The sequence below is a fragment of the Sulfuricurvum sp. genome, from assembly GCF_049277495.1.
In the GTDB taxonomy this organism is placed as follows: Bacteria; Campylobacterota; Campylobacteria; order Campylobacterales; family Sulfurimonadaceae; genus Sulfuricurvum.
On the sequence record NZ_JBASYM010000017.1, the window covers coordinates 19461 to 43808 of the forward strand.

Sequence of the window (24348 nt, forward strand, 5' to 3'; positions counted from 1 at the left end):
AATTATTCTCCCTTAGCTGCTGCAACGGCTTTACGCGCACCGTCTGCAAGATCGGTCGCCGCAACGATATTGGCGATACCGGCATTATTTAAAATTTCTGCCGCTTCAATAGCATTGGTACCATCAAGACGTACGATGACAGGAACGTTTACATTGGTAATTTTTGTTGCTTCGATAATACCGTTGGCAACACGGTCACAACGGACGATTCCACCGAAAATATTAACAAAAATCGCTTTTACGTTCGGGTCTTTCAGGATGATATCAAACCCTTTTGCAACCGTTTCAGCACTTGCCGAACCGCCTACGTCAAGGAAGTTAGCCGGTTTTCCGCCTTCATAATTGATGGTATCCATCGTACCCATCGCCAATCCTGCACCGTTAACCATACAACCGACATTACCGTCAAGTTTGATGTAGCTCAAACCGTATTTGTCCGCTTCGATTTCAGTCGGTTCTTCTTCGCTCAAATCACGCATTTCACGAACTTGGTCTTGACGGTAGAGAGCATTGTTGTCAAAGCCCATTTTTGCATCGAGTGCCAAAAATTTGCCGTCGCCGGTTTTAACCAACGGATTGATCTCGATCATCTCGGCATCGTGTTCCATATAGACTTTGTAGAGTGCCGATGCGAATTTGATAAAGGTATTGATCTCTTCAACCGGAAGGCCCAGGCCGAATGCCAATTTACGACCATGGAACGATTGGAAACCGGTCAATGGATCGATCGATACTTTAATGATTTTTTCCGGAGTGTTATGGGCAACATCTTCAATTGCCATACCGCCTTCGGTCGATGCCATCATAATAGGCATTTCAAGGGCACGATCAAGGAGAAGTCCGAGATAGTACTCTTTTTGGATATCAGCACCCTCTTCGATGTAAACTTTTTGAACCAGTTTACCCTCAGGACCTGTTTGGTGTGTCACCAACTGCATTCCAAGGATTTCAGCAGCGAGTGCACGAACTTCCGAAGTTGAACGGGCAAGTTTGACCCCTCCGCCTAAACCGCGTCCGCCGGCATGGATTTGAGCTTTAACAACCCAGATATTGCCGCCTAATTCTTGAGCGGCTTTTACCGCCTCATCGGGTGTAAAAGCAATGTGACCACGAGGTGTCGGCACATTGTATTTTTTGAATAACTCTTTTGCCTGATACTCATGAATATTCATCAATTCCTCCTGTTTAAATTTAAGCTATTGGTCTTGTCATCTCTTCCGGGATGACATATTTATCGAACTCTTCTTCGCTCAGCAAACCGAGTTTGACTGCGGTCGCTTTGAGAGTGGAGTTTTCTTTGTGTGCAGTTTTTGCAATTTTTGCCGCATTTTCATACCCGATATACGGATTTAATGCAGTCACCAGCATCAACGAATTATTCAAATATTGATCGATTTGATCACGCACCGGCTCGATACCGACAGCACAGTTATCATTGAACGATACGATTGAATCGGCCAATAAGCGGACAGACTGTAAAAAGTTGTACGCGATGACCGGTTTAAAGACGTTAAGCTCAAAATTCCCCTGGCTTGCTGCAAAACCGATCGTCGCATCGTTACCCATGACTTGACAGGCAACCATGGTGACCGCTTCACTTTGAGTCGGATTGACTTTACCCGGCATGATGGATGATCCCGGTTCGTTTTCGGGAATCGTGATTTCGCCGATTCCGCAACGCGGACCCGATGCCAACCAGCGTACGTCATTGGCAATCTTCATCATATCTGCCGCAAGCGCTTTTAGTGCACCGTGGGCGAATACCAAAGCATCATGTGACGTAAGGGCGTGAAATTTGTTCGGAGCGGTGACAAACTGGTGCCCCGTCAATTCCGTCAATTTAGCCGCAACACGTTCACCGAGCTCAGGATGCGCATTCAAACCTGTACCGACCGCTGTACCGCCGAGAGCAAGTTCACGTACTGATTCCAGAGAATCTTTCGCCATTTTTTCACATTTGTTGAGCATCTCGACCCATCCGCTGATCTCTTGACCGAGTGTCAACGGGGTAGCATCTTGTAAATGGGTACGTCCGATCTTAACGATGCCGTTAAACTCAGCCGATTTAGCGATCAATGTTTTGCGCAAGTGGTCGATTGCCGGAAGAAGACGTGTTTCGACCGCGATAACCGATGCGACATGCAGCGCTGTCGGATAGGTATCATTTGAACTTTGTGACTTATTGACATCATCATTCGGGTGAACCAATTTTTGGGTACGGAAATCACCGCCCAAAATTTCAGTTGCGCGAGAAGCCAAAACTTCATTGTTATTCATATTCGACTGGGTACCAGAACCTGTTTGCCATACGACAAGCGGATAGTGTGCATCAAGTTTGCCCTCAAGCATCTCGTCAGCGGCTTGCGCGATAGCATCGGCTTTTTCACGCGGAAGCATACCGAGATCACAGTTGACCAAGGCAACCGCTTTTTTCAAAAGTGAAAATGCACGGGTAATTTCATACGGCATTTTCTCTTCGCCGATTTGGAAATTTTCGAGTGAACGCTGGGTTTGCGCTCCCCAATAGGTATCATTAGGGACGCGAACTTCTCCCATCGTATCTTTTTCGATGCGAAAACTCATTATTTGGCTCCTTCAAAAAATTTATTGGTGTTGAGCGTATCGATTAATGATTGAACCGATGCACACGATGCGGCAAACATCTCTTTTTCGGCATCATTCAGTGTCACTTCGATAATTTTTTCGGCACCGTTTGCTCCAAGCATGACCGGAACACCGCTGACAACATCATGGAATCCGTATTCGCCTTCGAGATAGACGGCACACGGGTGAATTTGTTTTGTATCTTTTAAAATCGCTTCAACCATGATCGCAGTTGCTTTCGCAGGAGCGTAATATGCCGACCCCGTTTGAAGAAGCGCTACGATTTCCGCGCCCCCTTTGCGTGTACGCTGAACGATTTCATCAATCTCATCTTGTGTCAATACATCCGAAAGCGGAACACCCGCAACGGTTGAATAGCGCGGCAAAGGGACCATGTCATCACCATGTCCGCCCATAACGGAGGCACGGATCTGCCCTCCTCCGTAACCGAGTTTTTCCTGAATAAATGCCGCCATACGCGCACTGTCCAAAACTCCGGCCATACCGATAACACGGCTGCGGTCAAATCCACTCTCTTTGAGTGCGACATAGGTCATCGCATCCAGAGGATTAGAAACCATGATAATAATAGCGTTGGGGGAGTATTTAGCTACTCCTTCGATCACTTCGCGGGTCACGTTTGCATTGATCATCAAAAGATCGTCGCGGCTCATACCCGGAAGACGGGGACTTCCCGCTGTAATGACGACAACATCACAATCCGTCAAATCGGCCATGCTCTCCGCAACGGCTACCGTTGAGTGTGAACGTACTGCAGCAGCGGCTTGGGACATATCAAGGGCTTTGCCTTTAGCAATTTCGATTTTGTTGTCGCGTAAGATGATTTCATGGCACGAACCAAGCATAGCAAGTGAGTAGGCGATTGTCGATCCGACATTTCCTGCTCCTACAATTCCGACACGTTTTCCTTTTACCATTTTCGTACTCCTTGTGTCATAACATCAATGCTTCTCTGTCCTAATATACTCATCATTATTTTCACTGTGAAAACACGCATAAGCATATTGTTAAAGAAAGCAAGTAAAAGACGAGATTATCGTCTTTTATCTAAAGAGAAAAACTCTGCAGATAAAAAACGATTGTTTTATCCGAGATAAACTCGGATAATGTTTACTTTAGATACTAGCGATGATAGCATTCAAAGTTTGGCTAGGGCGCATCGCTTTTTCAGTTTTAGCGCTGTCCGGGTGAAAGTAACCGCCGATATCCTGCGGTTTGCCTTCTACCGAAAGAAGCTCTTCCATGATTTTTGCTTCATTGTCGCTAAGAGCTTTAGCAACCGGAGCAAAACGCGCTGCGAGTTCTGCATCTGCAGTTTGCTCAGCCAAAGCTTTTGCCCAGTATTGCGCAAGGTAGAAATGGCTTGCTTTATTATCCGGCTCTCCCGCTTTGCGTGAAGGCTCTTTGTTGTTGTCCAAATACGCTGCATTCGCTTCATCAAGTGCCGCTGTAAGAGCAGTCAACTTGTTGTCTTTCTTCGTTTTGTTGATGTGGCGAAGTGACTCAGCCAATGCCAAGAACTCACCCAATGAATCCCAACGAAGGTGACCTTCGTTGACAAATTGCTCAACGTGTTTCGGAGCCGATCCGCCTGCACCTGTTTCGAACAATCCGCCGCCCGCAAGCAATGGAACGATAGAAAGCATTTTAGCCGATGTTCCGAGCTCAAGGATCGGGAACAAGTCTGTCAAATAGTCACGAAGAACGTTACCGGTTGCTGAAATCGTATTTTGACCTGCACGTACACGCTTCAATGAGAATGCCATAGCTTTTTCAGGTGCCATGATATGATATTCTACGCCGGCTTTATTAAATTCCGGCAAGTATTCGTTCACTTTTTTGATGATGTTGGCATCATGCGCACGATTTTCGTCCAACCAAAACACAACCGGAACGTTTTCGATCTCTGCACGCTCAACGGCAAGACGTACCCAGTCTTTGATCGGGATGTCTTTTGCACGAGACATACGCCAGATATCACCTTTTTCTACGTTGAATGTCATCAATACGCCGCTGTCATCACTCACCGTTACAACACCGTCTTCTGCGATTTCAAACGTAGTCGGGTGTGAACCGTACTCTTCCGCTTTTTGCGCCATCAAACCGACATTCGAAACAGACCCCATCGTCGTTACGTCAAACTGGCCGTTTTTCTTGCAGTCTTCAATGATCTCAGAATACATTGTTGCATAGCAGCGATCCGGAATCGTAACAACACATTGTTCTACTTTGCCGGCCGGATTCCACATTTTACCGCCGTCACGTACGACAACCGGAAGTGAAGCATCGATGATCACGTCGTTTGATGCATGAAGATTGGTAATCCCTTTATCCGAATCAACCATCGCCATCGCCGGCTGGGTAGGATAAACCGCCATGATAGCCGCTTCGATTTCCGCTTTTTTATCTGCCGGCAATTTAGCCAATTTTTTATACAGATCGCCAAGACCAAGATTCGGGTTGACACCGATCTCTTTGAAATCCGCCGCATATTTATCAAATACGTCTTTGAAGAATACAGTAACCGCGTGACCGAACATGATCGGGTCAGAGACTTTCATCATCGTCGCTTTGAGGTGAATCGACCAAAGAATGTTTTTCTCTTTTGCTTCTGCAATAGAATCTGCCAAGAATGCACGAAGTGCTTTTGCACTCATAAATGTTGCATCAAGAACTTCTTTATCTTTTGCATCGATCTCTTTTAGTGTTTTGCCGTTTAGTGCGATCGTTACTTTACCGTCACCGTTTTTGATGATTGACTGCTCGTTCGCATAAAAATCGCCGTTACTCATATGTGCAACGCGAGTTTTTGACCCTTCATCCCATGCACGGAGTTTATGCGGGTTCTTTTTAGCAAAGTTTTTAACCGCAACCGCAGCACGACGGTCAGAGTTACCTTCACGGAGGACAGGATTAACCGCTGAACCCAAGCACGTTGCATAACGGGCAAAAATTTCTTTTTCTTCGTCTGTTTTTGGCTCTTCAGGGTAGTTAGGAAGATCGTAACCTTGACTTTGGAGTTCTTCAATACATGCTTTTAACTGTGGAACAGAAGCTGAAATATTCGGAAGTTTAATGATATTGCCATCAGGTTGAGTAGCGATTACACCCAGTTCTGCAAGATTATCCGGAATGCGCTGTGCGTCTGTCATTCTTTCCGGGAAAGTTGCGATAACGCGACCTGCAAGTGAAATATCACTTGTTACAACTTCAACACCTGCTGCTTGTGTGAATGCATTTACGATTGGAAGTAGCGAGTATGTCGCTAGTGCCGGAGCTTCATCAATTACTGACCAAATGATTTTTGACATCAGGTTCTCCTGTCATTTTATTTATTTGAGCATGATAACACTTACCGAGGGATTTTTTCTATTTGCCCCCCCTTTGGAGAGAAAAAGTTGCCAATATGTTTCATTTTGTAGCATTTACTATGTTTTTACGGTGTGTAGAAAAGTAACTTGTGTAAATATGCTCTCCATTTTTCCCCCGTACGAAGTAGAGGTAATTTGTGTGGCTGGGATAGAGCGCGGCATGGATTGCCTCTTTGGATACATTACAAACAGGATATAAAGGCAAACCCTTGTTTCTATACGTATTATAGGGGGTTGTGTCAGTTCTGATACGATAGGCAGTAACTTTCTGATGAGAGTATTCACCGTAATTAAGCGTTCCGTCCATTTGCAATCTCATCCCCTCTTTTATCCGATTATCGATAACTGAGCTCACAAGCGGCATATCAGAGACCGAAGCAGCCTCTTTTTGAATAACCGATGCTTTTGTTACAATTTGTAACCATTTTTCCTTCTCAAAAGGTTGGTTGTACTCATCCGCCCACTGTTTCATTTTCTTTTCGGATTGGGTCAAAAGATGAATGATCAGTTTTTCTTCACTGATATCATTGGGAATGCTGTAGGTCTCCGGAACAAAACTCCCCTCTTTATAAGGTGCATGCAACATATAGGCTTTCTGCAGGAGATTGAAATCGAGAGAAAGTTCCTCGCTCAGCTGACGTAAAAAGACGACGGTCGTCTCTCCGGGAATCAAGGTAATCTGCCGTGTTGCCGCTTTTGCCGTTGTGAGTCTATAGAGGTAGACGATACGGCTGACATTTTCTTCTTTAATATCGATCCAACCTTTCTGGGGATGACCGATCATGCGTAAAATAAAAGCATCCAACATATGGACGTTGACCCCCTCGGCTTGGAGGTGTGCTATACTTTTAAAGACGGAACCTTGTGGTATATAAACAATTTTTGGTGATGTAATAGTAGAGAACAGGTAGGTCATGAAAGAGACAGTTATTGCCAATATTATCCCCAAAACCCATAGATATATCCTTTTAGGTCTGTTTTTTACTTTTTTATTTGTCTTTTTCACGTTTGTCGCTTTATTGGAAGGTATTAAGATCGATCATTTGACATTTAAAGGTCTGATAATCGAGAAATTATATCTCAAATGGGAAGATTCACTCCTTATCAAAGCTTCAAAAATTGATATTAGCGCGCTGAAAACCGATAATCTTCCGCTAACGTTAAAACCTCTGGGCAAGCTTCCTCCGTTTGTGCGTCAAATCGAGCGTTGGACCAAGCAGATTGATATTGATACTATCCAATATCAATCTGTCACTGCGTCATTGCACTACCATAGAAACGAACCCGGACGCATAAGAATCCAAGACGGAAATGATTCGTGTGACGGATCTTTTACTCTTAATGAGAATCTATTTCACCTAAACTTGCCTGATTGCAGGATGAAGAAAGCTCTTTTCAGTGTCAATATGACGATTCAACTGAAAGAAGAACGTTTATCGGCATCGGTCGTGATGAATCTTCCGGACACCCCTGCTTTGCGTCTTAAAGCATACGGTGATACGGACACACTCAGTTTTATTGTCCACAGCGATCAAAACATAACATCGGTAAAGCCTATCGTTGAATTTTTCGGGGTGGATCCGGATGTCCAGCCGTGGATCAATGACTACGCGCAGGCTTCGTATCTCTCTTTGCACCGATTGGAAGGAAAGTTTCATTACGACAAGCCGGAAGAATTGCTAGAGACTCTCTTAGCCGAAGCAACGGTTGTTGATGCCCGCTATACTTTTGCCCAAGGGTTTGAACCCATATCAGCTCCGCGGGTAGAACTTTTGTTTTTAAAGGGAAAACTCCATATTACCCCCGTTGAGGGAGTGTTTTATTCCCTTCGTACGGAGCAGAGCCGGCTTGCGATTGATTTTACAACACCGAATACGATGCTTGACATCCATATTCAGACAGCCCATGCCATGCTCAATGATCCGATCTTGGCACTTTTACGTTTTTATAACATCAATATACCGATCAAACAAACGCTCGGAACAACCGATGTCAATCTAGACTTATCGGTCAATCTTCACAGCTTGGATACAACTGCACAGGGGACTTTCCGCCCTTCTCCCTCCGAACTTTCCCTCGATAAAATCCCTCTGCGCTCGGAAGGCGGAGTTGTTACCCTCTCCAATGCACGCGTCAGTTTTGACAATTTCACCGCTCACTATGGTATTGATAAAGCGCATGCCCGTGTCCGGGGAGAATATGATGCTTCCTCAGGACATGGGATTGTCTCTATCGATGCCTTTGTCCTTTCCCCGATAGCAGAGAAAAAATATTTACAGCTCGCCCCCAAAGAGACACTTCGTATCGCTTATATTATTGCCCCCCAGGGAGATACACTGAGCGTGATGCCTTCTGTATGGAACGTGCTGGGCGAAAAACTTCGGATTGAAGCATTCCGTGCCCCTTTTGATTATCACAATGCTTCCTGTACGCTAAAATCGGTTCCTTTCAACCTTTCGGACACGATCCATGGAAAAATCAATGGAGTTTTCAGCGGAGCAAAACAGCAAACCGATATGAACATTCAGCTAGATGATTTCAAATTAGGTGAAGTGCAGCTCCATAACGCCCCTTTTAACGTCGATTTGCATTACGATGACAACCGTTCAACACTTCAAAGCTCTGACGCTTCGGCATGGAGCGTTCATCAGCTTCCGGTGCTTATTTCACCTTTTAATGCCGTCATGCAGCGTGATGATGTCAGCTTTGAAAATATCGAAATACTCCTTGGTGATTTGCTCAAAGGAAAATTTACGGGCCATTTTTCTCTTGATACCTTTAAAGGTTCGATTCGACTCGCCAACATGGTTCCCCTGAGTCCTAAAATTTCACCTCTGGTCGATGCACAGGAATCACTGCTTCTGAATGTCGATGCTTCCGGAAAAGAAATAGTTTTAGATGCCAAGGCATTAAAAGCGCACTTTTCGACTATACCGGACGGATGGAAAATCGTATTGGACGATATCTCTTTGTTGTCCAAGCATTCCCCTTTCTTGCGCCGATATGACATCAATAAGGGAACACTGAATCTCTTCTATACACCAGATAATTCCCGTTATACTTTTAACGGAACGCTGCAGTACCCTTATGCTTTGATGATGATCAACGATGTCGCCGTATCCGGTTATCATTTCAGAGGTACATACCAAGACGGCAATACGAATATACGGGTGAATAACCGTCTTGTCATCGATCGCAAAGATGATAAGATTGAGGTCAATGCTAAAAATATCGGTATCAATGTACCTCAATTATTCAAATTTTTGTCGGCACATCAGCCCTCCCCTGATGCACCGTCGTCAGAAAACACCGGTGTATTTCCGATTAAAATCCATGCATCCAATACCTATCTTTATCTCATGAAAAACCGTAAGATTGTTGCGGATCAAATGGAGGCTTCGCTGGTCGATAATGATTTGGACGCATCCCTAAGCCATATGGGCGGCAATGCTGCTCTCAAAATACGAAGCGGCCTGTTTTATATTAACGGCAGCGGATTTAATGATAAGTTCATGGAACATCTCTTTGCTTTGAGTGATTTCAGCGGTGGAAAGTTTTCGTTTGAAGCGAAAGGGGAAGCGGATGTATTTGATGGCATCATGCGGGTTGAAAACACGATTCTTAAAGACTATAAGCTGCTAAACAATGTCCTGGCATTCGTCAATACCGTCCCCTCCTTAGCAACTTTTTCGCTTCCGAACTACAATACGAAAGGGCTCCCCGTCAAAGAAGGGTATGCCCACTTTACCTATGACAAGGGTATACTCAATGTCGATAATTTTACCCTCGAATCACCGGAAATCAAAATACGCGGTGAAGGACGTGCCGATATGAAAAAAGAGACCCTAAACGGCGCGCTTACCCTGAAAACGGATCTGGGATCGGCATTGGGCAAAGTGCCGTTGGTCGGGTATATCCTATTTGGAAATGACGGTTCGATCTCGACAACCGTTACCCTCAGCGGTAAACTCGATGATCCTAAAGTAGAAACCGCTATCGCCCAGGAAATCGTGACTGCACCGTTCAATATCCTGAAACGGACGCTCGTCTATCCATTTTTATGGATGATTCCGGATGATACGAAGAAAAAACAATAGCACAATAAGATTTTTAAGGATTGATTTCTATTTGCATCTTCGGAAGTGCCACGATTTCGGATGTCGATGATCCCATCTGAATCTTCCCTCCGCTTTTTTCCATCTCTTCTAAAAAACGGGTAAATATCCGATCACGGGTGGAACGACGTTTCTTAAAATCAACGACATAACGAAGGGTAAACTCGATCCAGTTATCGGTTGCGGCTAGCGTCACCATCGGTTCTACTTTAGCATCTTCAATGGCATAAAGTTTTGCAAGATCGGCCCAGCTTTGCGTAACCGATTCCGTAAAATCCCCTACGATTTCAACAGCAATCGATTGAAGTGTTTGACGCGTCAACTCAACAGAACTGCCATATCGTATCGGAACCGTAATTTCATCCCATAAAAAAGGGAATTCACCCGAATAATTATAGACAGGGTCTTTAAAAATAAAACTGTTGGTTACACGTACAATCCGACCATTATACAAATCACTATTTACCCACGAGCCGCATTCCATTAAGGTTGTACGTAAAATGCCGATATCAATAACATCCCCGTAAATCGATCCGATCTTAATTCGATCCCCGACACGGTAAAAAGAAGAAAAAGTAATGGCCAGCCATCCCGCGATGCTGATAATGACTTCCTGCAATGCAAAAGCAATACCCCCGCCGATCACACCAATGGCTACGGCAAATCCGCTCATGTCCTGTTTAAAGGTTGCTATAACGATAATGATGAAAATCATATAGAGTATAAAGGTAACCGCTTTACGCATTTTATACCGCGTTGCACTCTCAAGAACCGTACGGTTAATCTGTGACTTCAATTTTGAAAGCAGCCATATCATGGATACAAAAATGACCACAATGATTAAAAATTTTGAGACGACAGGAGCGATTCCTGTTCCCAGCGAGAAATACGCGTTCAAATTAAAAAAATCACCCATAATTTCCCTTTAAAGCCTATATCGTTCTAATCATAAAAGAGCTCAACATTATTATTTTTAGTCCGTTTTTTCAGCCATTCTTTGATCTGTTCCTGCTCTTTTTTACTCAATCGCCCTTTAACATCGAGATTCAGAATAAGCTGCGTCGTACTTAAATTCTGATCAGCTGCTTTGGGATCATAGCTTTGAGAAAGGATACTGCGTTTAACTTTAGGAAAAAGTGTTTGGAGTTCATCGGGGACCGAACTAAAATAATCAATATTATTATTCATCAATCGGAGTTTATTTTTTAAATTTGCAATCTCTTTTTCTTTAATATCAAGTCTTTCTTGAGAATTTTGATACAAATCGGCAACAATATCCGTTTTCAATGTCGAGATATCGACATCATCGCGTTCTCCGTTTTGATACACTTTCAACAGAGCCTTATCCAATCCGGCATTCGCCATTCGTGAAGCAATATTGTCAAGTTCACTCTGCGGTACGTGGTCACCGATTAAAAAAACTTTGATTTTATGGGTTTTTGCATCGATTTTAACTTGTGCTACGTTGGTATTGGGAAAGTTAAGCTGATCGTTGACAAATGCGGTTACTTTTCCCTTGAAAACTTCTTCTCCCACCAGTTGATACGCCAGATAAGAGCTCGGAAGCATCGTGATAATGGCTATAGCCACAATATAGCGCTGTGCCCGTTTTGCGAGATCAGGGTCAACATATTTTTTCTCGGTTACATTAAATGCTCGTACAATTATAAAAGCCGAAAGGGCAATGAAAACAAAATTGATCGTATAGAGGTAAAAAGCACCGAAGAAATAACTCCAATGCCCTGTTGCCAAACCAAAGCCCGCAGTACACAATGGAGGCATCAATGCGGTCGCAATCGCAACACCTGGAATGACATTGCTTTTTTCTTTACGCGTTACCCCTACGATACCGGCAAGACCCCCGAAAAGTCCGATCAACACATCCCAAGCCGTCGGCGTTGTACGTGCCAGCAATTCAGACTGAGCCGTATCCAGAGGGGAGATCAAGAAATAAAGGGTAGACGTCAGCAATCCGATAAGCGTTGCAATCGCCAAATTTTTAAACGCCCGGTTGATCAATGAAAAATCGTTAATCCCTGCGCCGTAGCCGATCCCCATGATCGGGCCCATCAAAGGTGAAATCAACATTGCACCGATAATGACTGCGGTTGAGTTGACATTCAAACCGACGGAAGCGACAAGGATGGCAAACATCAAAATCCAGAGATTAGCCCCCTTCATATGAATATCGCCGCGAATACGTTCATCGATTACATCATCATCTGCTTTGTCTTCCGTCAGACTCAGTCGATCACGCAGTATCTCTTTTGCATTCAGCCAAAAGCGGTGTTCTTGAAGTTCTGTCATAAGGTTTGCGTTCCTTTTAGGGTTATATTGACATGATACAACAAATAAAAGCGTAATGGCAAAGACTAAACGATAATCACTCGTTTCTAAGGACGGTCAAAACATCGACTTCCGAAGCTTTTTTAGCCGGATACCAGGCGGAGAGCAAAACGATGACAAACGCTCCGATGATAATCGAGAAAAAATCGATGACACTTAAATCAAGGGGTAAGGTTGAAGTCGGGTAAACGTCAGCGGGGAGGGAAATAATATCAAAAGTTCCGAGTATCCACATCCCCAAAAAGCCTAATACAGCCCCAGTCGTAATCCCCAAAACACCGATAACGATTCCGAGGATTAAGAAGATCTTTTTCACTTCTTGCTTAGAGGCTCCCAGAGAAATCAAGAGTGCTATCTCGCTTCGGCGGTTCATGACGGTCATTAACAGCGAGGAGATGATATTAATCGCCGCAATGAGGATAATCAGCATGAGAACAATAAACAGGGACATCTTCTCCATTTTGAGTGCGGCAAAAAAGTTGCCGTTGTCTTCCCACCAGCCGCGTATCGATACGGTATCGGGCAAAACAGCTGCAACACGGGAAATATCCGCCTCCGGATTGAGAGAATGGATATGGATACCGTCATAAAGATTTTCCGGAATGCCCAATATACGCTGCAACGATTCCAGCGAAGTATAGGAAAAACCTTTGTCGTAGGCACTGAGTCCCGAGTCAAAAGTGGAGACCAAGGCAAAACGTTTGATCTTAGGGGTGAGCGCCAATCCGCCCGGCTCCATCTGGGTAAAAATATAGGTGAGCTTGTCTCCCGGACTCAGGAGAAATGCTTCTTTAAGCGATTTCCCCACCATCACTTCAAATCGGCTTGGGACTCCGCTTTTCATCCCTTCGGCCACGATCCGGTTGACTTTGGCTTCTTGGGCAAAATCGACACCGAACAGATATCCCCCCTCCATCTGATCTCCGCCGCGGGAGAGTACCGCAGAGGTTACATAGGGGCTAAACGACAGATCGGGGAATTTTTTACGGAGATCTTCGAGCAAAGCAGTGTCGCAGGTACCGTAAAATTTAGGCTGGATCGTAAGAGGGTAGTTCATGACGGTGAGCTTTTTTTTGAACTCGTTGTCAAATCCGTTCATCAAGGCCATTGCGATGATAAGGACCATTACACCCAGCGCAATTCCAGAGAATGCGAGGAGTGCGGAGAGGAAGATAAAAGGCTGCTCTTTGTCAAAGCGTAAAAACCGTTTGACGAGATAAGAGACGATATTCAAGAGGCAAATACCCCTTTTTTAGGTCCTGATTTGCCGCAGCAGTTTTTGTATTTGAGTCCGCTTCCGCAAGGACATTCGTCATTACGGGAGACCTTTTTATCTTCCGCTTCGTGCTCTTGATGGTTCAAGCTCATCTGAAACGCTTCTTGTTTTTTCTCTATTTCAAGCTGACGGGCAAATGCTTCAGCCTCTTCTTCGGCGTTCTCCACTTTAAAGCGGATAACATGAAGTGTTTTGATCGTATCGTATTTAATAGTTTCCACCAGCTCGCTAAAGAGGTTATAACTCTCTTTTTTATACTCTACCAACGGATCTTTTTGGTTGTATGCACGCAAACGGATCCCTGTTTTCATGCTGTCCATTTGATACAAATGTTCGCGCCAAGCCGTATCGAGTGTTTTGAGATAAATCTCACGCTCGATTTCGCTTCGGAGTTTTTCGTCCACAACCGACATTTTTTCATCATATTGGGCTTTGAGTGCCGGTAACAATGTATCGCGAATCGTTTCAAATCTTTTTTCGCTGAAAAGATCAGGATAGATATCGGCATTCATTTCCTCTTTGAGGGTCAATATAAGGCGGTCAAGATCAATCTCTTCTTCAGGGATACCGTCAAAGATACCGCAAAAGGCCAAAGTACGGTCAACATACTGGCTGCGGATCAGATCGATTTTATCGTCAATCTGATATTCCGGGTCGAGAAGCTCTCCGCGGAAACGATAAACGATTTTACGCTGTTCATTGGCAACATCATCGTATTCAACGATATGTTTACGCCCTTCAAAGTGCATATTTTCAACTTTTTTCTGCGCTTTTTCAACCGCACGCGTGACCATCGCCGATTCGATGTATTCGCCGTCTTCTACCCCTAAACGTTCCATAATCGATTTGATCTTGTCTGAGCCGAATATACGTAAAAGGCTGTCTTCCAAAGAGAGATAAAACTGAGTCGTCCCCGGATCGCCCTGGCGTCCTGCACGTCCGCGGAGCTGGTTGTCGATACGGCGGTTTTCATGCCGCTCGGTTCCGAGAATATAGAGACCGCCGAGGGCTTTGATCTCATCACTTACTTTGATGTCAACACCGCGGCCTGCCATGTTGGTTGCAATGGTGATCGCCCCCTTAACACCGGCATTTTTAATGATCTCTGATTCTTGTGTATGGTTTTTAGCGTTCAAAACCGTATGCGGCAATTTCTCGGCTTTGATCAACAGATGCAGTTTTTCAGATTTTTCAATCGATGCGGTACCGATCAAGATCGGCTGACCTACTGCGTGCAACTCTTTGACTTTTGCAATAACAGCCGCAAATTTTTCCTCTTCCGTCTTATAGATAAGATCATTCAAATCGCGTCGGATCACGGGAACATTGGTCGGAATAGAAATAACGTCGAGATTGTAGATTTGGGCGAATTCTGTCGCTTCCGTCTGGGCCGTACCGGTCATACCGCCGATTTTAGAATACATGCGAAAATAGTTTTGGTAGGTGATATCAGCAAGCGTTTGCGTCTCTTCTTTGATAATAACGCCCTCTTTTGCTTCCAATGCCTGATGAAGACCCTCTGAGTAACGGCGGCCCTCTGAGAGGCGGCCTGTAAACTCATCGACGATAACGATTTGGCCGTCTTGGATAACGTAGTCGACATCGATTTCAAAAATATAGTTTGCTTTTAGCGCTTGGTCAAGGTGGTGGGAAAGTGCCGAGTTTTCGATACTGTAGAGATTATCGACTCCGAAAAGCTCCTCGGCACGTCCGATCCCTTCTTCGGTGATAAGGATAAGACGGTCTTTTTCATCGACCGTAAAATGCTCTTCAATCACCAGGGCTTTGGCTACCGCATCGGCACGGGTATAGTTTTCCAGCGTTCGGTTGGTCGGTCCGGAGATGATCAGAGGGGTACGCGCTTCATCGATGAGGATGGAGTCGACTTCATCGACGATGACATAGGCATGCCCGCGCTGAACCATGTGCTCTTTTGAATAGGTCATATTATCGCGGAGGTAATCAAATCCAAACTCGTTATTGGTACCGTAGGTGATGTCGCATCCGTATTGTTCACGCTTGGAGGCAGGATTGTAACCGCTCTCTACCAAGATCCCCGTGGTATATCCCAGATAGGCGTAGAGCTCCGACATTTGCATTCCGTCACGCTCGGCAAGGTAATCATTGACCGTAACGACATGGACACCATGTCCAAGCATCGCATTGAGCACTACCGGCAAGGTTGCCACGAGGGTTTTCCCCTCCCCTGTTTTCATCTCGGCGATTCGACCCTCATGGAGAACCATTCCCCCGATGAGCTGAACATCAAAGTGACGCATACCCAAAACGCGTTTACTTGCTTCCCGTGTGATTGCAAAAGAATCAATCAGAACATCATCGAGTGTCTTGGCACCGCTTAGGACCGATTCTTTGAGCGATTGGAATGCGATTTTAAGATCATCATCGCCCATTGCGCTGTAATAAGATTCAAGGGCATTGATAGCCACGATATTTTTACGATATTTTTTGACTTCTCGATCGTTTTTGGTACCGAAAATTTTTCCGACAAGCGATTGGAGCATTAAAAACCTTCATTATGAACAGTATTGAAAAAGTCGCTGATTTTAGCATACGAAATCTATTGTTTTGGTTAATGCGCATAGGATACAATGTCATACTAACACTATTCAAGGATTTTATGTGCGTTTTTTACACCTCATTTTCTTACTATCCCTCTCTCTTTATGCTTCACCGAAAGAGATCACCTCATTTAACAGCAAATTTACCCAGACCATTATCGACGATAACGGCAAGAAAATTGTTTACAACGGTGAACTTTGGGCGGCAAAACCTCAAAATGCTCTTTGGCTCTATCAAAAGCCGATTCAAAAAAGTGTCTATATCAATGCCCAAAAAGTAACCGTTATCGAACCCGCGATCGAGCAGGTAACGCTCCGTAACCTCGACAGCGAGATCGATTTTTTGCAAATCGTACAAAAAGCCAAACGCCTTGACAACGAGCGCTACAGCGCATCGGTCAAAGGACAGGACTATACGATCATCTTCAAAAATGAATTACTTACCTCTATCAGCTACGCAGACGGATTTGATAACAAAGTCACGATCCTCTTTACGACTCCCCTGCAGAACAAGCCGATTGAACCAAGCCGGTTCAAACCGGTGATCCCAAATGATTTTGATGTAATCAAAGATCGTTAGCGTATTGCATTCAAATCGGATACGTATACACGGTTCCGGCCTGATGTCTTAGCTTTATACAGGGCTTCGTCCGCCCGTTTGATCAAAATCTCTACCGAATCATTTTCACTGGCCTGTGCGACTCCGAAACTTGCCGTGCATCTTTCAACCATTTCAACACGAGACGCTTCAATCAGCTGACGTAAATCTTCTGCCAGTCTAGCTGCATTCTCCCAATTTGTTTTTGGACATAGGATTATAAACTCTTCTCCTCCCCATCGGGCAACATGATCGGTATGACGTACATTTTTCTGTAGGAGACTAGATATTTTTTTAAGCACTGCGTCCCCTATATCATGTCCGTATTGATCATTAATCAATTTGAAATGGTCAATATCAATCATAATCAGGGAATACGGTTCTTTGTATCGTTCCAGAATATAATGCGATTCTGTCATATATTCGATCATTTTACGGCGATTATACAAACTCGTTAACGGATCGGAAAACGACATCTTTTTCAGTTTCTCCAAAAGATCTTTTTCGGTCCTTTTGGTCCGCCACACAATCAAAAAAATCAGGGCTACTACGGCAGCGGCAATCACCACCGAATAGATAAAACGGTCTTTGTATTGCTGCTGAGCATCTTCTTGAAAGCTTCCCTTATCCATGATAATACTTAAGATTCCTCGGACATCGCCGAGTTTATAGTCGTAGCCGGAGTCGTAGCGATCTCGAATATACGGGGGTGCATCCTCGCGCTTGCCGTGACACATCAGACAATGGGCCTCAATTTTAATAGGAGCGGCATAGAAAAAGAAGTTTTTCCCGCCATGATTTAAATTTCGTGTCAATATTTTTTTCTGAGGGTTCTGTTTAAAGTATGTGATGGCTTCGCGTTCATAGCGTGTCGGAGTATTCTTGATATTGCGAACCTGATCTGATACATTACGAAGAATAATTTTGTGCGATGTCTTATTGACAAATACATCACTGATTTGCGGAGCGGCATGAGAAGGGAGAAATCCGATCGTCTTATCATTGATTTCAACGCCGCTGTTTAAGTATTGGGTATTGTAGACTTCATTGATCGATAAAAAATATTCGTGAAGCAATTCGGCCTCACTGTATGCGGTATGATCAATCTCTTTTATGATTGAACGGTATTCCATGATATTGCGGGCAGACACACCCAAAAAAATAAGCAGCGCAATCAGAGCATATAAGCGATAAACGGAAGATTCAGGTTTGATAAACCATTTGAAAAATTTTTTCATTAATATTCTTTCATGATGAATACAAAGATACCTTCTTCGTTTTATAACTCAAAACGGATGAGAATACCCTTTAATGGTGTTCGCACCGTTCCAGTACCCGTTCCTGTCCGTCTTTACCGACTTCACACTGAAACGTCGTATGGTTGATCCCGATGGCTTCCAGCGCATGACTGAGATCATGCAAGATTACATTGGATGCGCTGAGGGTCAAATCATCACAAAAGTTGAGCCGTGCCTCTAGAAAAACAGTCTCATCGTCCAGCTGCCACAAATGGATATGGTGGATGCTCTCGATACTTTTAAACTCCGCTACTTTTTCAACAATCGTATCGACAGAAATATGAGCCGGCGAGAACTGCATCAGCATACCGCCCGATTCACGAACGATCCCATACGATGAACGGATCAAGTAAAATGAGATCAGCAAAGATAAAAGCGGATCAATCCAGTACCATCCGTACAGATAGATCATCGCTCCGCCCGCCAATACGGCAAACGACGTCATCAAATCGCCCATCAAATGCAGATAGGCAGAACGAATGTTCAGATTATGACCCGCATCGCGGTGCAAAAGCCATGCAGAAAGTCCGTTAACGGCAATCCCCAAACCTGCCAGTGCCATAACCCATATCGAGTCTACAGCCTGAGGTGCTAAAAAACGGTGAACAGACTCGATGATCAGATAGATCGATACCGCAATCAGAACCGAGGCATTGAACAGCGCTGCAAGGATCTCGGCACGTTTAAAACCGAATGTCTGGCGAATATTTTGGGGACGGTGCGATAAACGGTGGGCGTAATAGCTGATCACCAGACTCATGACATCGCTAAAATTATGAAGCGCATCGCTCAGTAGAGCCAAAGAGCCGGATAATATCCCTCCGATAAACTGTGCAAGGGTTATAACAAGGTTGAGTACAACGGAAAAAAGGAGTTTCCCTCCGCTTATATCACTGTCGTGATGATGATGGTGATGGTGGTCCATAGGTGTCTGCCCTAATTGAAATTGAGAAACTTTATCGTAAATAACTTTAAACGGCTTGGATGTTACTTATTAATTACTGAATAAAAACTATTCTTACACTCGAGTAAGAAATTTTTCTTGCTACACCCGACAAGGAGTATATCATGACTGTTAGTTCTAGCACCGGCAGTATATATTCGTCTTACAGCTCTTCAGGGGTCTCTTCGTCAAAACAAGCGGATAAGCCCAACTTTGAAGATATGGCTAAACAGTTACTGAGTTCAATGGACAGCGACAGCAGCGGTACCATTGATTCAGCCGAATTCAGTGCCGCAGCGCAAGCACTTGCATCAAACTCAAGCAGCAGCACAACAAGCAACAGCTCATCAGAAAACGATACGTTCAACACACTGGATTCCAATAGTGACGGCAGTTTGAGTACGGATGAATTTATGACTGCACTCAAAAACATGACACCGCCTGAACCGCCGCAGGGACAAGCGATGGGCGGTATGCCTCCACCGCCTCCAAGTGATTCATCCTCCGAATCATCGTCCAGTACGAGCAGCAGTGACATTATTGATGCTATGGATACCAACCAAGACGGTACCGTCAGTATCGATGAATTATTGGCGGCATTAGGAGATTCAAAAAAAGATTCGTCCGCTAAGAACGGAACATCCTCAACAACAGATTCTTCGACTGCGTCATCCACGGCGCAATCCGATACTTCTTCTCAAAAACTGAGTGACATGATGCTCAAAAATATCCTCTCTTATTATGGCAATAATGCAACTTCAACGGATACTACATCGCTTTTAAGCATTAGTGCCTAATCCGGGCATGCTCTTAGGAGCATGTTACTTTTTATTTACTTGCCCATCGATATAATCGGCTTATGATTAACGTATTAATGATTGAAGATGATGTTGAACTGGCGCAGCTGCTGAAAATACGGCTCTTTAAAGATGATATTTATGTTAGTGTAGCGTCCACACCGCTGGAGGGGCTAAGCCTTTTTCAAACACAGACTTTTGATCTGCTTGTGCTGGATCTCTCTTTGCCGCAAATGGACGGAATGGAAATCTGCCGCCTGATCCGTCAGGAGAGCAGTATCCCGATTATCATATCCTCCGCACGTTCCGATATTCACGATAAGATGATGGGGTTTTCCCGCGGGGCTGATGACTATCTTCCGAAACCCTACGATCCGCAAGAATTGATTTTTCGCATCGATGCGATCATGCGCCGGATCCACCCTTCGCTGGTAAAAAAATCCTCCGTATTCGCCGTGGATGAAGAACGTCACGAAATCAGCCGTTACGGAACCGTTTTGCGGTTGACCCCGGCTGAACACGACATCGTCTCCTATATGATCAAGAAAGAGCGCATTGCCATATCACGCGAAGAACTTCTCATGAATATCGGCTCGATCAAATATGAAAGCAGTCTCAAAAGTATCGATGTGATTATGGGACGGATTCGGCAAAAAATAGGGGATGATCCTAAAAACCCCCGTTACATCATTTCTGTCAGAGGCATAGGATATAAATTTGTCAATCAATAATCACTCTCTGCTGAGAATCATCGCCCTCTTTTTTTTACTGATATTTGCGCTGATCAACGGATTGTTCTGGATAGCGAATCAGCATTTTACCAAAGAGCAGGAAGGGGATCGGATGCGCCGTTTTGCACTGGCCGACCGCCTGTTTCATCATCCTGACGGCAATTTTAAAATGGAACTGAAAGAATTGATGATTCGCCCTTCGTCACTCTCCCCCGAACTGCTCCGATCGAAAGGGAAAAACCTCTCCGAATTTCCTTTTGGCAAAGTGATCCGATACCAAAACAGGATTTATTTCGTCAAAACTCCTCCGCCAAGGTTTCCAAATGAGCTCCATCCGCCGTTTTTGGACCGCTTTGCACCCCCGATGCCTCTTCAACCGCCTCCGCCTGAATTTTTCACCAACATGGTCTTAGAAGACCTTCACCCGCAATCTCTGTGGCCGATTTGGATCGTATTTGTTGCGATTGATTTTTTACTTTTGCTTTTTTTTGGCTATATCCTCCAAAAACTTCTTCCGCTGCGAGATCTCAAAAACGCCATTATGAACTTTAAAGAGGGCGATGTTCAACTAGGTGTCACGATTACCGGTAAAGATGAAATTTCTCAAATCACCCATGAATTCAACCGTGTACTCCAAAAAATAGCATCGTTAAAAGAGGCACGCTCACTCTTTTTACGGAATATACTGCATGAACTGAAAACACCCATCATGAAAGGTTCCCTGACCACCGACTGTATCGCCCCCTCAGCAGATCAGGAACGTCTAAAACGCATCTTTGATCGAATGGATTACCTACTGGAAGAATTTTCGAAAATGGAGCAGTTTAGCAGCGGTGAATGGCCTTTAAATCTGCAAGAATACCGTTTCGTCGATCTGCTCGACCACACCTGCGATATTTTGTTATGCGATAAAGATACGCTGACGATCAAAGGTGAAGAATCGGCTTTGATGATCAAGGTCGATTTTGCACTCTTTGCGATCGCACTGAAAAACCTTCTCGACAATGCCTTTAAATATTCTCATACCAAGCCCACCCTTTTGATTTTAAGCCACAGTATTGAAATATGCAGTTTAGGCGACCCCTTGCCGGACGAAAACCGGACCTTTACCAAACCTTTTAACCGTATGTATGAAAGCTCCATGAACGGATTAGGTTTGGGACTCTACATTACGAACGCCATACTTCAAAAACACGGGTTTACACTCCAATACCGCTACAGTGCAGGGTTAAACTGTTTTAAAATTATTGTTTAAAGTCTATATGTTATATCCTATCTCTATCGATTCATCCATAAAAGGATTCAAACATGAATAAATTACTGCTAATTCCCATTTCCCTCTTAATAGCTGCCTGCGGACATGCCGATTCCTATTCATGGTCTGTGAGTGCCGACACGACACGGTTTGATTATGCCGAAACCGATGCGTCGGGTTTAATAGATACCGAAACCAATGATTTTGGTGACATAAGCGGTTTTACGCTCGCTATTGAGCCTACGAATATAGGGCTGTATCTGCAAACCAGCTATGCGAAAGGGACGACCGATTATATCGGAGGGACAAACCTCTCTCCGACTTACGGGTCGCATCGAACGACTACCGACAATCGTATCGTCGATATGAGTGCCGGATATAAGACGACGGCATTTCTGGATCGTACAGGCAGTGTCAAAATGCCGATCAAAATTGGGTTGGGATACCGCGAATGGGTAAGAGATATCCGAAGTACACCCGGCGTATCCGGATACGGTGAAGTGTATGACTGGGGGTATTACGATATCGGGATCGGATTGCATTTTGCGCTGTCGCCTGCGGTCACCCTCGGTGCTGATGCCAATTACCGAAAAGCGTTTAATGCACAAATGTATGAAAATTGGCACGGGTATACGTTCGATCTCAAGGATGTACACGGGTACAAAATCACGGTACCTCTCGAATTTGCCCTCGACCGTTCATGGAGTACTTTTATGACATATAACTACGAATATTGGAATATCGGTGCTTCGAACGTTATCAACACCTATTATGAACCCGACAGCGAGACAAAGAATGAAACCTTGTCCATCGGGTTAAAATACCGTTATTAAGCTCATGAAAGTCGGCTAAAACAGATAATCGGCGATGATGCGGACATTCGTCTCATCGTACGCTTTGGCTTTATACAGCTCGGTACTGCCGCTATCGTAATCGATCCGTGCGAGTCTTGTCCGCAACCTAAACTCTTTGCGCGGCTGATAGGTCGCATCGATGTTGTATTCATCCGAATCGGGACGGGGATTGAGAGTGAGCGATGCAGGGTTCGACTGGCGTGCATCGTCTTGATTGATTTTCACATATTTTGCGGCAATCTCGAAAGCAGCTACCGGGCGATAGGCAAGGATAGCTCCATAGGCCTCCGCACCGGCGTTTTCGCTCTCCCCGTCAATCTGCAGATCGGTATAGGTGATAAACCCGCCCCACCCCATTTTCTCATAGCGTCCGCCGGTACCCATCAGGCTTTGATCCCCGATCTGCGTATACAGAGCGCTCAGACTCCATGCCCCTTGAGATAAAGTTCCCCTGACTCCCAGCAAATAGGTATCCATCTCACCTGCCGCGTGAAGTCCGATACTGTTTTCTCGCAGATATTGCACGGCACCCGAGAGGGTTGTCCCCTCAGAAGATTTCCAGATCGCATTGTCGATAAACTGCAGATACGGTGCATTCATCACATCGCGTACATAGGTGTCGTAAAGTTCAAATTTGAGCGAAGGCGCAGGAGTGTAGATCGCTCCGATAACGGCGATATCGCGGTCGATTCCGAGCGTATAGGTCGGAGAAAGGAAAGTGTCATCAGCTTTGTACTTCCACCCCGTGATATAAGCGGCTTTGAAAACCATATTTTTCATAGAGCGATTCTCAAGTGAGAGTGCTTCGAAGCTGTTGGGAAGCATACGGTTGTAATAGTCATTTGCCAAAGGAAGATCGAGACGCTGCCGCCCGACTTTGATCGATGTATCCCCTGCTTTGTACTGCAGGTAGGCTTCGCCGAGGGTATTGATGGAACTTCCGTCGAGATTGAGATTATGGGTCTGCCCCGATTCGGGCATATCGCTCAGCGACGTTACGCCGTTGCTCGAAAAAAACGATACTCCGGCGTTAAGTCCCGATATCGGTGCCGTTTGATAGGAAAGAATCCCGCCGAGTGTCAGCGCCGTACGGTCGATGCGAAGATCGCGTTGACCGTCATACCAGAAGGCTCGGAGCTGACCGCTCACTTTCCCCTCCGTAAAAATATCTTCAAAATTATCTGCACTGCACGCGGTAGAAAACATCAGCAGCCCGGCAAAAAGGAGGGATCGGTCGTATTGTTGTCGCGACATGGGTCTCCTTCTTTATTTTGTCGGCCGCAGCACAAAATAGCAATACTTTTGCTCACTGCCGCTTGGGGTAATGTGGGTCTCATCCGTTAGATCGATCAGTTCAAAACGTCCCTGAATGACCTTTTCCATCCGTTCTTTATTGTATTGTTTCACCGGCAATGCGCTGCAGCTGTCGGGACCGTCTACCGCAAACGTACCGATTATGGCGTGTCCCGTGGAAGAGAGTAATCGCTGCAGCGTCTCCATATAGGCATGCTGTTCTTCCTCTTTTTGCAAGAAATGAAATACCGCACGGTCATGCCATAC

18 protein-coding genes and 1 pseudogene are annotated in these 24348 nt (G+C 44.9%); 6 read left to right on the plus strand and 13 right to left on the minus strand.

What is annotated here, in order from left to right:
- Window positions 1-2 precede the first annotated feature (2 nt).
- The 5 genes from sucC to mltG all read right to left on the minus strand — a co-directional run bounded on the left by sucC (window position 3) and on the right by mltG (window position 6912).
- Window positions 3-1172, minus strand: coding sequence for an ADP-forming succinate--CoA ligase subunit beta (sucC, locus tag WAO38_RS04355; RefSeq protein WP_422234702.1), 1170 nt, complete (start codon window positions 1170-1172; stop codon window positions 3-5).
- Window positions 1173-1191: 19 nt separating this feature from the next.
- Window positions 1192-2583, minus strand: a complete 1392-nt coding sequence (fumC, locus tag WAO38_RS04360) for a class II fumarate hydratase (RefSeq protein ID WP_422234704.1) — start codon at window positions 2581-2583, stop codon at window positions 1192-1194.
- On the minus strand, window positions 2583-3542 hold the full coding sequence (gene mdh / locus WAO38_RS04365) for a malate dehydrogenase (protein WP_422234706.1): 960 nt from the start codon (window positions 3540-3542) through the stop codon (window positions 2583-2585). Before mdh ends, fumC begins: the two co-directional genes overlap by 1 nt.
- A gap of 198 nt (window positions 3543-3740) precedes the next feature.
- Window positions 3741-5936 (minus strand): NADP-dependent isocitrate dehydrogenase, encoded by a 2196-nt coding sequence (locus WAO38_RS04370; protein ID WP_422234708.1) that lies wholly within the window; start codon window positions 5934-5936, stop codon window positions 3741-3743.
- A gap of 100 nt (window positions 5937-6036) precedes the next feature.
- A complete protein-coding gene (gene mltG, locus WAO38_RS04375) occupies window positions 6037-6912 on the minus strand; it encodes an endolytic transglycosylase MltG (protein ID WP_422234710.1) in 876 nt (291 codons plus the stop codon).
- Between mltG and WAO38_RS04380 the strand changes: the two genes are divergently transcribed.
- Complete coding sequence (locus WAO38_RS04380) at window positions 6911-10093, plus strand: AsmA-like C-terminal domain-containing protein (protein ID WP_422234712.1); 3183 nt, start codon at window positions 6911-6913, stop codon at window positions 10091-10093. The genes mltG and WAO38_RS04380 overlap by 2 nt on opposite strands.
- 13 nt (window positions 10094-10106) lie before the next feature.
- Here WAO38_RS04380 and WAO38_RS04385 read toward each other — a convergent pair whose 3' ends face one another.
- The 4 genes from WAO38_RS04385 to secA form a co-directional block, all read right to left on the minus strand.
- A complete protein-coding gene (locus tag WAO38_RS04385; RefSeq protein WP_422234713.1) occupies window positions 10107-11027 on the minus strand; it encodes a mechanosensitive ion channel family protein in 921 nt (306 codons plus the stop codon).
- A 26-nt stretch (window positions 11028-11053) separates the two neighbouring features.
- On the minus strand, window positions 11054-12418 hold the full coding sequence (locus WAO38_RS04390; RefSeq protein WP_422234715.1) for a TIGR00341 family protein: 1365 nt from the start codon (window positions 12416-12418) through the stop codon (window positions 11054-11056).
- 76 nt (window positions 12419-12494) lie between these two features.
- Window positions 12495-13691 carry an ABC transporter permease gene (locus WAO38_RS04395; RefSeq protein WP_422234717.1) on the minus strand — a complete coding sequence of 399 codons (1197 nt, stop codon included), beginning with the start codon at window positions 13689-13691 and terminating at the stop codon, window positions 12495-12497.
- Window positions 13688-16255, minus strand: a complete 2568-nt coding sequence (gene secA / locus WAO38_RS04400) for a preprotein translocase subunit SecA (protein WP_422234719.1) — start codon at window positions 16253-16255, stop codon at window positions 13688-13690. Before secA ends, WAO38_RS04395 begins: the two co-directional genes overlap by 4 nt.
- Window positions 16256-16373: 118 nt before the next feature.
- Here secA and lolA point away from each other — a divergent pair, with 118 nt between their 5' ends.
- Window positions 16374-16892, plus strand: a complete 519-nt coding sequence (gene lolA, locus WAO38_RS04405) for a LolA-like outer membrane lipoprotein chaperone (protein WP_422234721.1) — start codon at window positions 16374-16376, stop codon at window positions 16890-16892.
- On the opposite strand, the gene WAO38_RS04410 is transcribed toward lolA, so the two are convergent.
- Together WAO38_RS04410 and WAO38_RS04415 are read right to left on the minus strand one after the other, a co-directional pair.
- Entirely contained in the window at window positions 16889-18148 is a 1260-nt protein-coding gene (locus WAO38_RS04410) for a diguanylate cyclase (RefSeq protein ID WP_422234723.1), read from the minus strand. The two genes, lolA and WAO38_RS04410, sit on opposite strands and share 4 nt — an antisense overlap.
- 70 nt (window positions 18149-18218) lie before the next feature.
- On the minus strand, window positions 18219-19133 hold the full coding sequence (locus WAO38_RS04415; RefSeq protein WP_422234725.1) for a cation diffusion facilitator family transporter: 915 nt from the start codon (window positions 19131-19133) through the stop codon (window positions 18219-18221).
- A 143-nt stretch (window positions 19134-19276) separates the two neighbouring features.
- On the opposite strand from WAO38_RS04415, the gene WAO38_RS04420 reads away from it, so the two are divergent.
- The 4 genes from WAO38_RS04420 to WAO38_RS04435 all read left to right on the plus strand — a co-directional run bounded on the left by WAO38_RS04420 (window position 19277) and on the right by WAO38_RS04435 (window position 22767).
- A complete protein-coding gene (locus tag WAO38_RS04420; protein WP_422234727.1) occupies window positions 19277-19948 on the plus strand; it encodes an EF-hand domain-containing protein in 672 nt (223 codons plus the stop codon).
- Between the two features lie 62 nt (window positions 19949-20010).
- On the plus strand, window positions 20011-20679 hold the full coding sequence (locus WAO38_RS04425) for a response regulator transcription factor (protein ID WP_422234729.1): 669 nt from the start codon (window positions 20011-20013) through the stop codon (window positions 20677-20679).
- Entirely contained in the window at window positions 20666-21934 is a 1269-nt protein-coding gene (locus tag WAO38_RS04430; RefSeq protein ID WP_422234731.1) for an ArsS family sensor histidine kinase, read from the plus strand. The genes WAO38_RS04425 and WAO38_RS04430 overlap by 14 nt, the downstream gene beginning before the upstream one ends.
- A gap of 53 nt (window positions 21935-21987) precedes the next feature.
- Window positions 21988-22767: a hypothetical protein gene (locus WAO38_RS04435; RefSeq protein WP_422234733.1), complete on the plus strand. Its 780-nt coding sequence runs from the start codon at window positions 21988-21990 to the stop codon at window positions 22765-22767.
- A gap of 15 nt (window positions 22768-22782) precedes the next feature.
- On the opposite strand, the gene WAO38_RS04440 is transcribed toward WAO38_RS04435, so the two are convergent.
- The gene (locus WAO38_RS04440) at window positions 22783-24042 is read right to left on the minus strand and encodes an OprD family outer membrane porin (protein ID WP_422234735.1); all 1260 of its coding nucleotides are present in this window, start codon (window positions 24040-24042) and stop codon (window positions 22783-22785) included.
- Window positions 24043-24054: 12 nt separating this feature from the next.
- Window positions 24055-24348, minus strand: a pseudogene (locus WAO38_RS04445) (class I SAM-dependent methyltransferase); the annotation flags it as partial.

Coding starts and splice junctions, on each gene's coding strand:
- sucC (WP_422234702.1), bottom strand. CDS start 1,172: ATGAATATTCATGAGTATCAGGCAAAAGAGTTATTCAAAAAATACAAT.
- fumC (WP_422234704.1), bottom strand. CDS start 2,583: ATGAGTTTTCGCATCGAAAAAGATACGATGGGAGAAGTTCGCGTCCCT.
- mdh (WP_422234706.1), bottom strand. CDS start 3,542: ATGGTAAAAGGAAAACGTGTCGGAATTGTAGGAGCAGGAAATGTCGGA.
- WAO38_RS04370 (WP_422234708.1), bottom strand. CDS start 5,936: ATGTCAAAAATCATTTGGTCAGTAATTGATGAAGCTCCGGCACTAGCG.
- WAO38_RS04380 (WP_422234712.1), top strand. CDS start 6,911: ATGAAAGAGACAGTTATTGCCAATATTATCCCCAAAACCCATAGATAT.
- mltG (WP_422234710.1), bottom strand. CDS start 6,912: ATGACCTACCTGTTCTCTACTATTACATCACCAAAAATTGTTTATATA.
- WAO38_RS04385 (WP_422234713.1), bottom strand. CDS start 11,027: ATGGGTGATTTTTTTAATTTGAACGCGTATTTCTCGCTGGGAACAGGA.
- WAO38_RS04390 (WP_422234715.1), bottom strand. CDS start 12,418: ATGACAGAACTTCAAGAACACCGCTTTTGGCTGAATGCAAAAGAGATA.
- secA (WP_422234719.1), bottom strand. CDS start 16,255: ATGCTCCAATCGCTTGTCGGAAAAATTTTCGGTACCAAAAACGATCGA.
- WAO38_RS04410 (WP_422234723.1), bottom strand. CDS start 18,148: ATGAAAAAATTTTTCAAATGGTTTATCAAACCTGAATCTTCCGTTTAT.
- WAO38_RS04415 (WP_422234725.1), bottom strand. CDS start 19,133: ATGGACCACCATCACCATCATCATCACGACAGTGATATAAGCGGAGGG.
- WAO38_RS04420 (WP_422234727.1), top strand. CDS start 19,277: ATGACTGTTAGTTCTAGCACCGGCAGTATATATTCGTCTTACAGCTCT.
- WAO38_RS04425 (WP_422234729.1), top strand. CDS start 20,011: ATGATTAACGTATTAATGATTGAAGATGATGTTGAACTGGCGCAGCTG.
- WAO38_RS04435 (WP_422234733.1), top strand. CDS start 21,988: ATGAATAAATTACTGCTAATTCCCATTTCCCTCTTAATAGCTGCCTGC.
- WAO38_RS04440 (WP_422234735.1), bottom strand. CDS start 24,042: ATGTCGCGACAACAATACGACCGATCCCTCCTTTTTGCCGGGCTGCTG.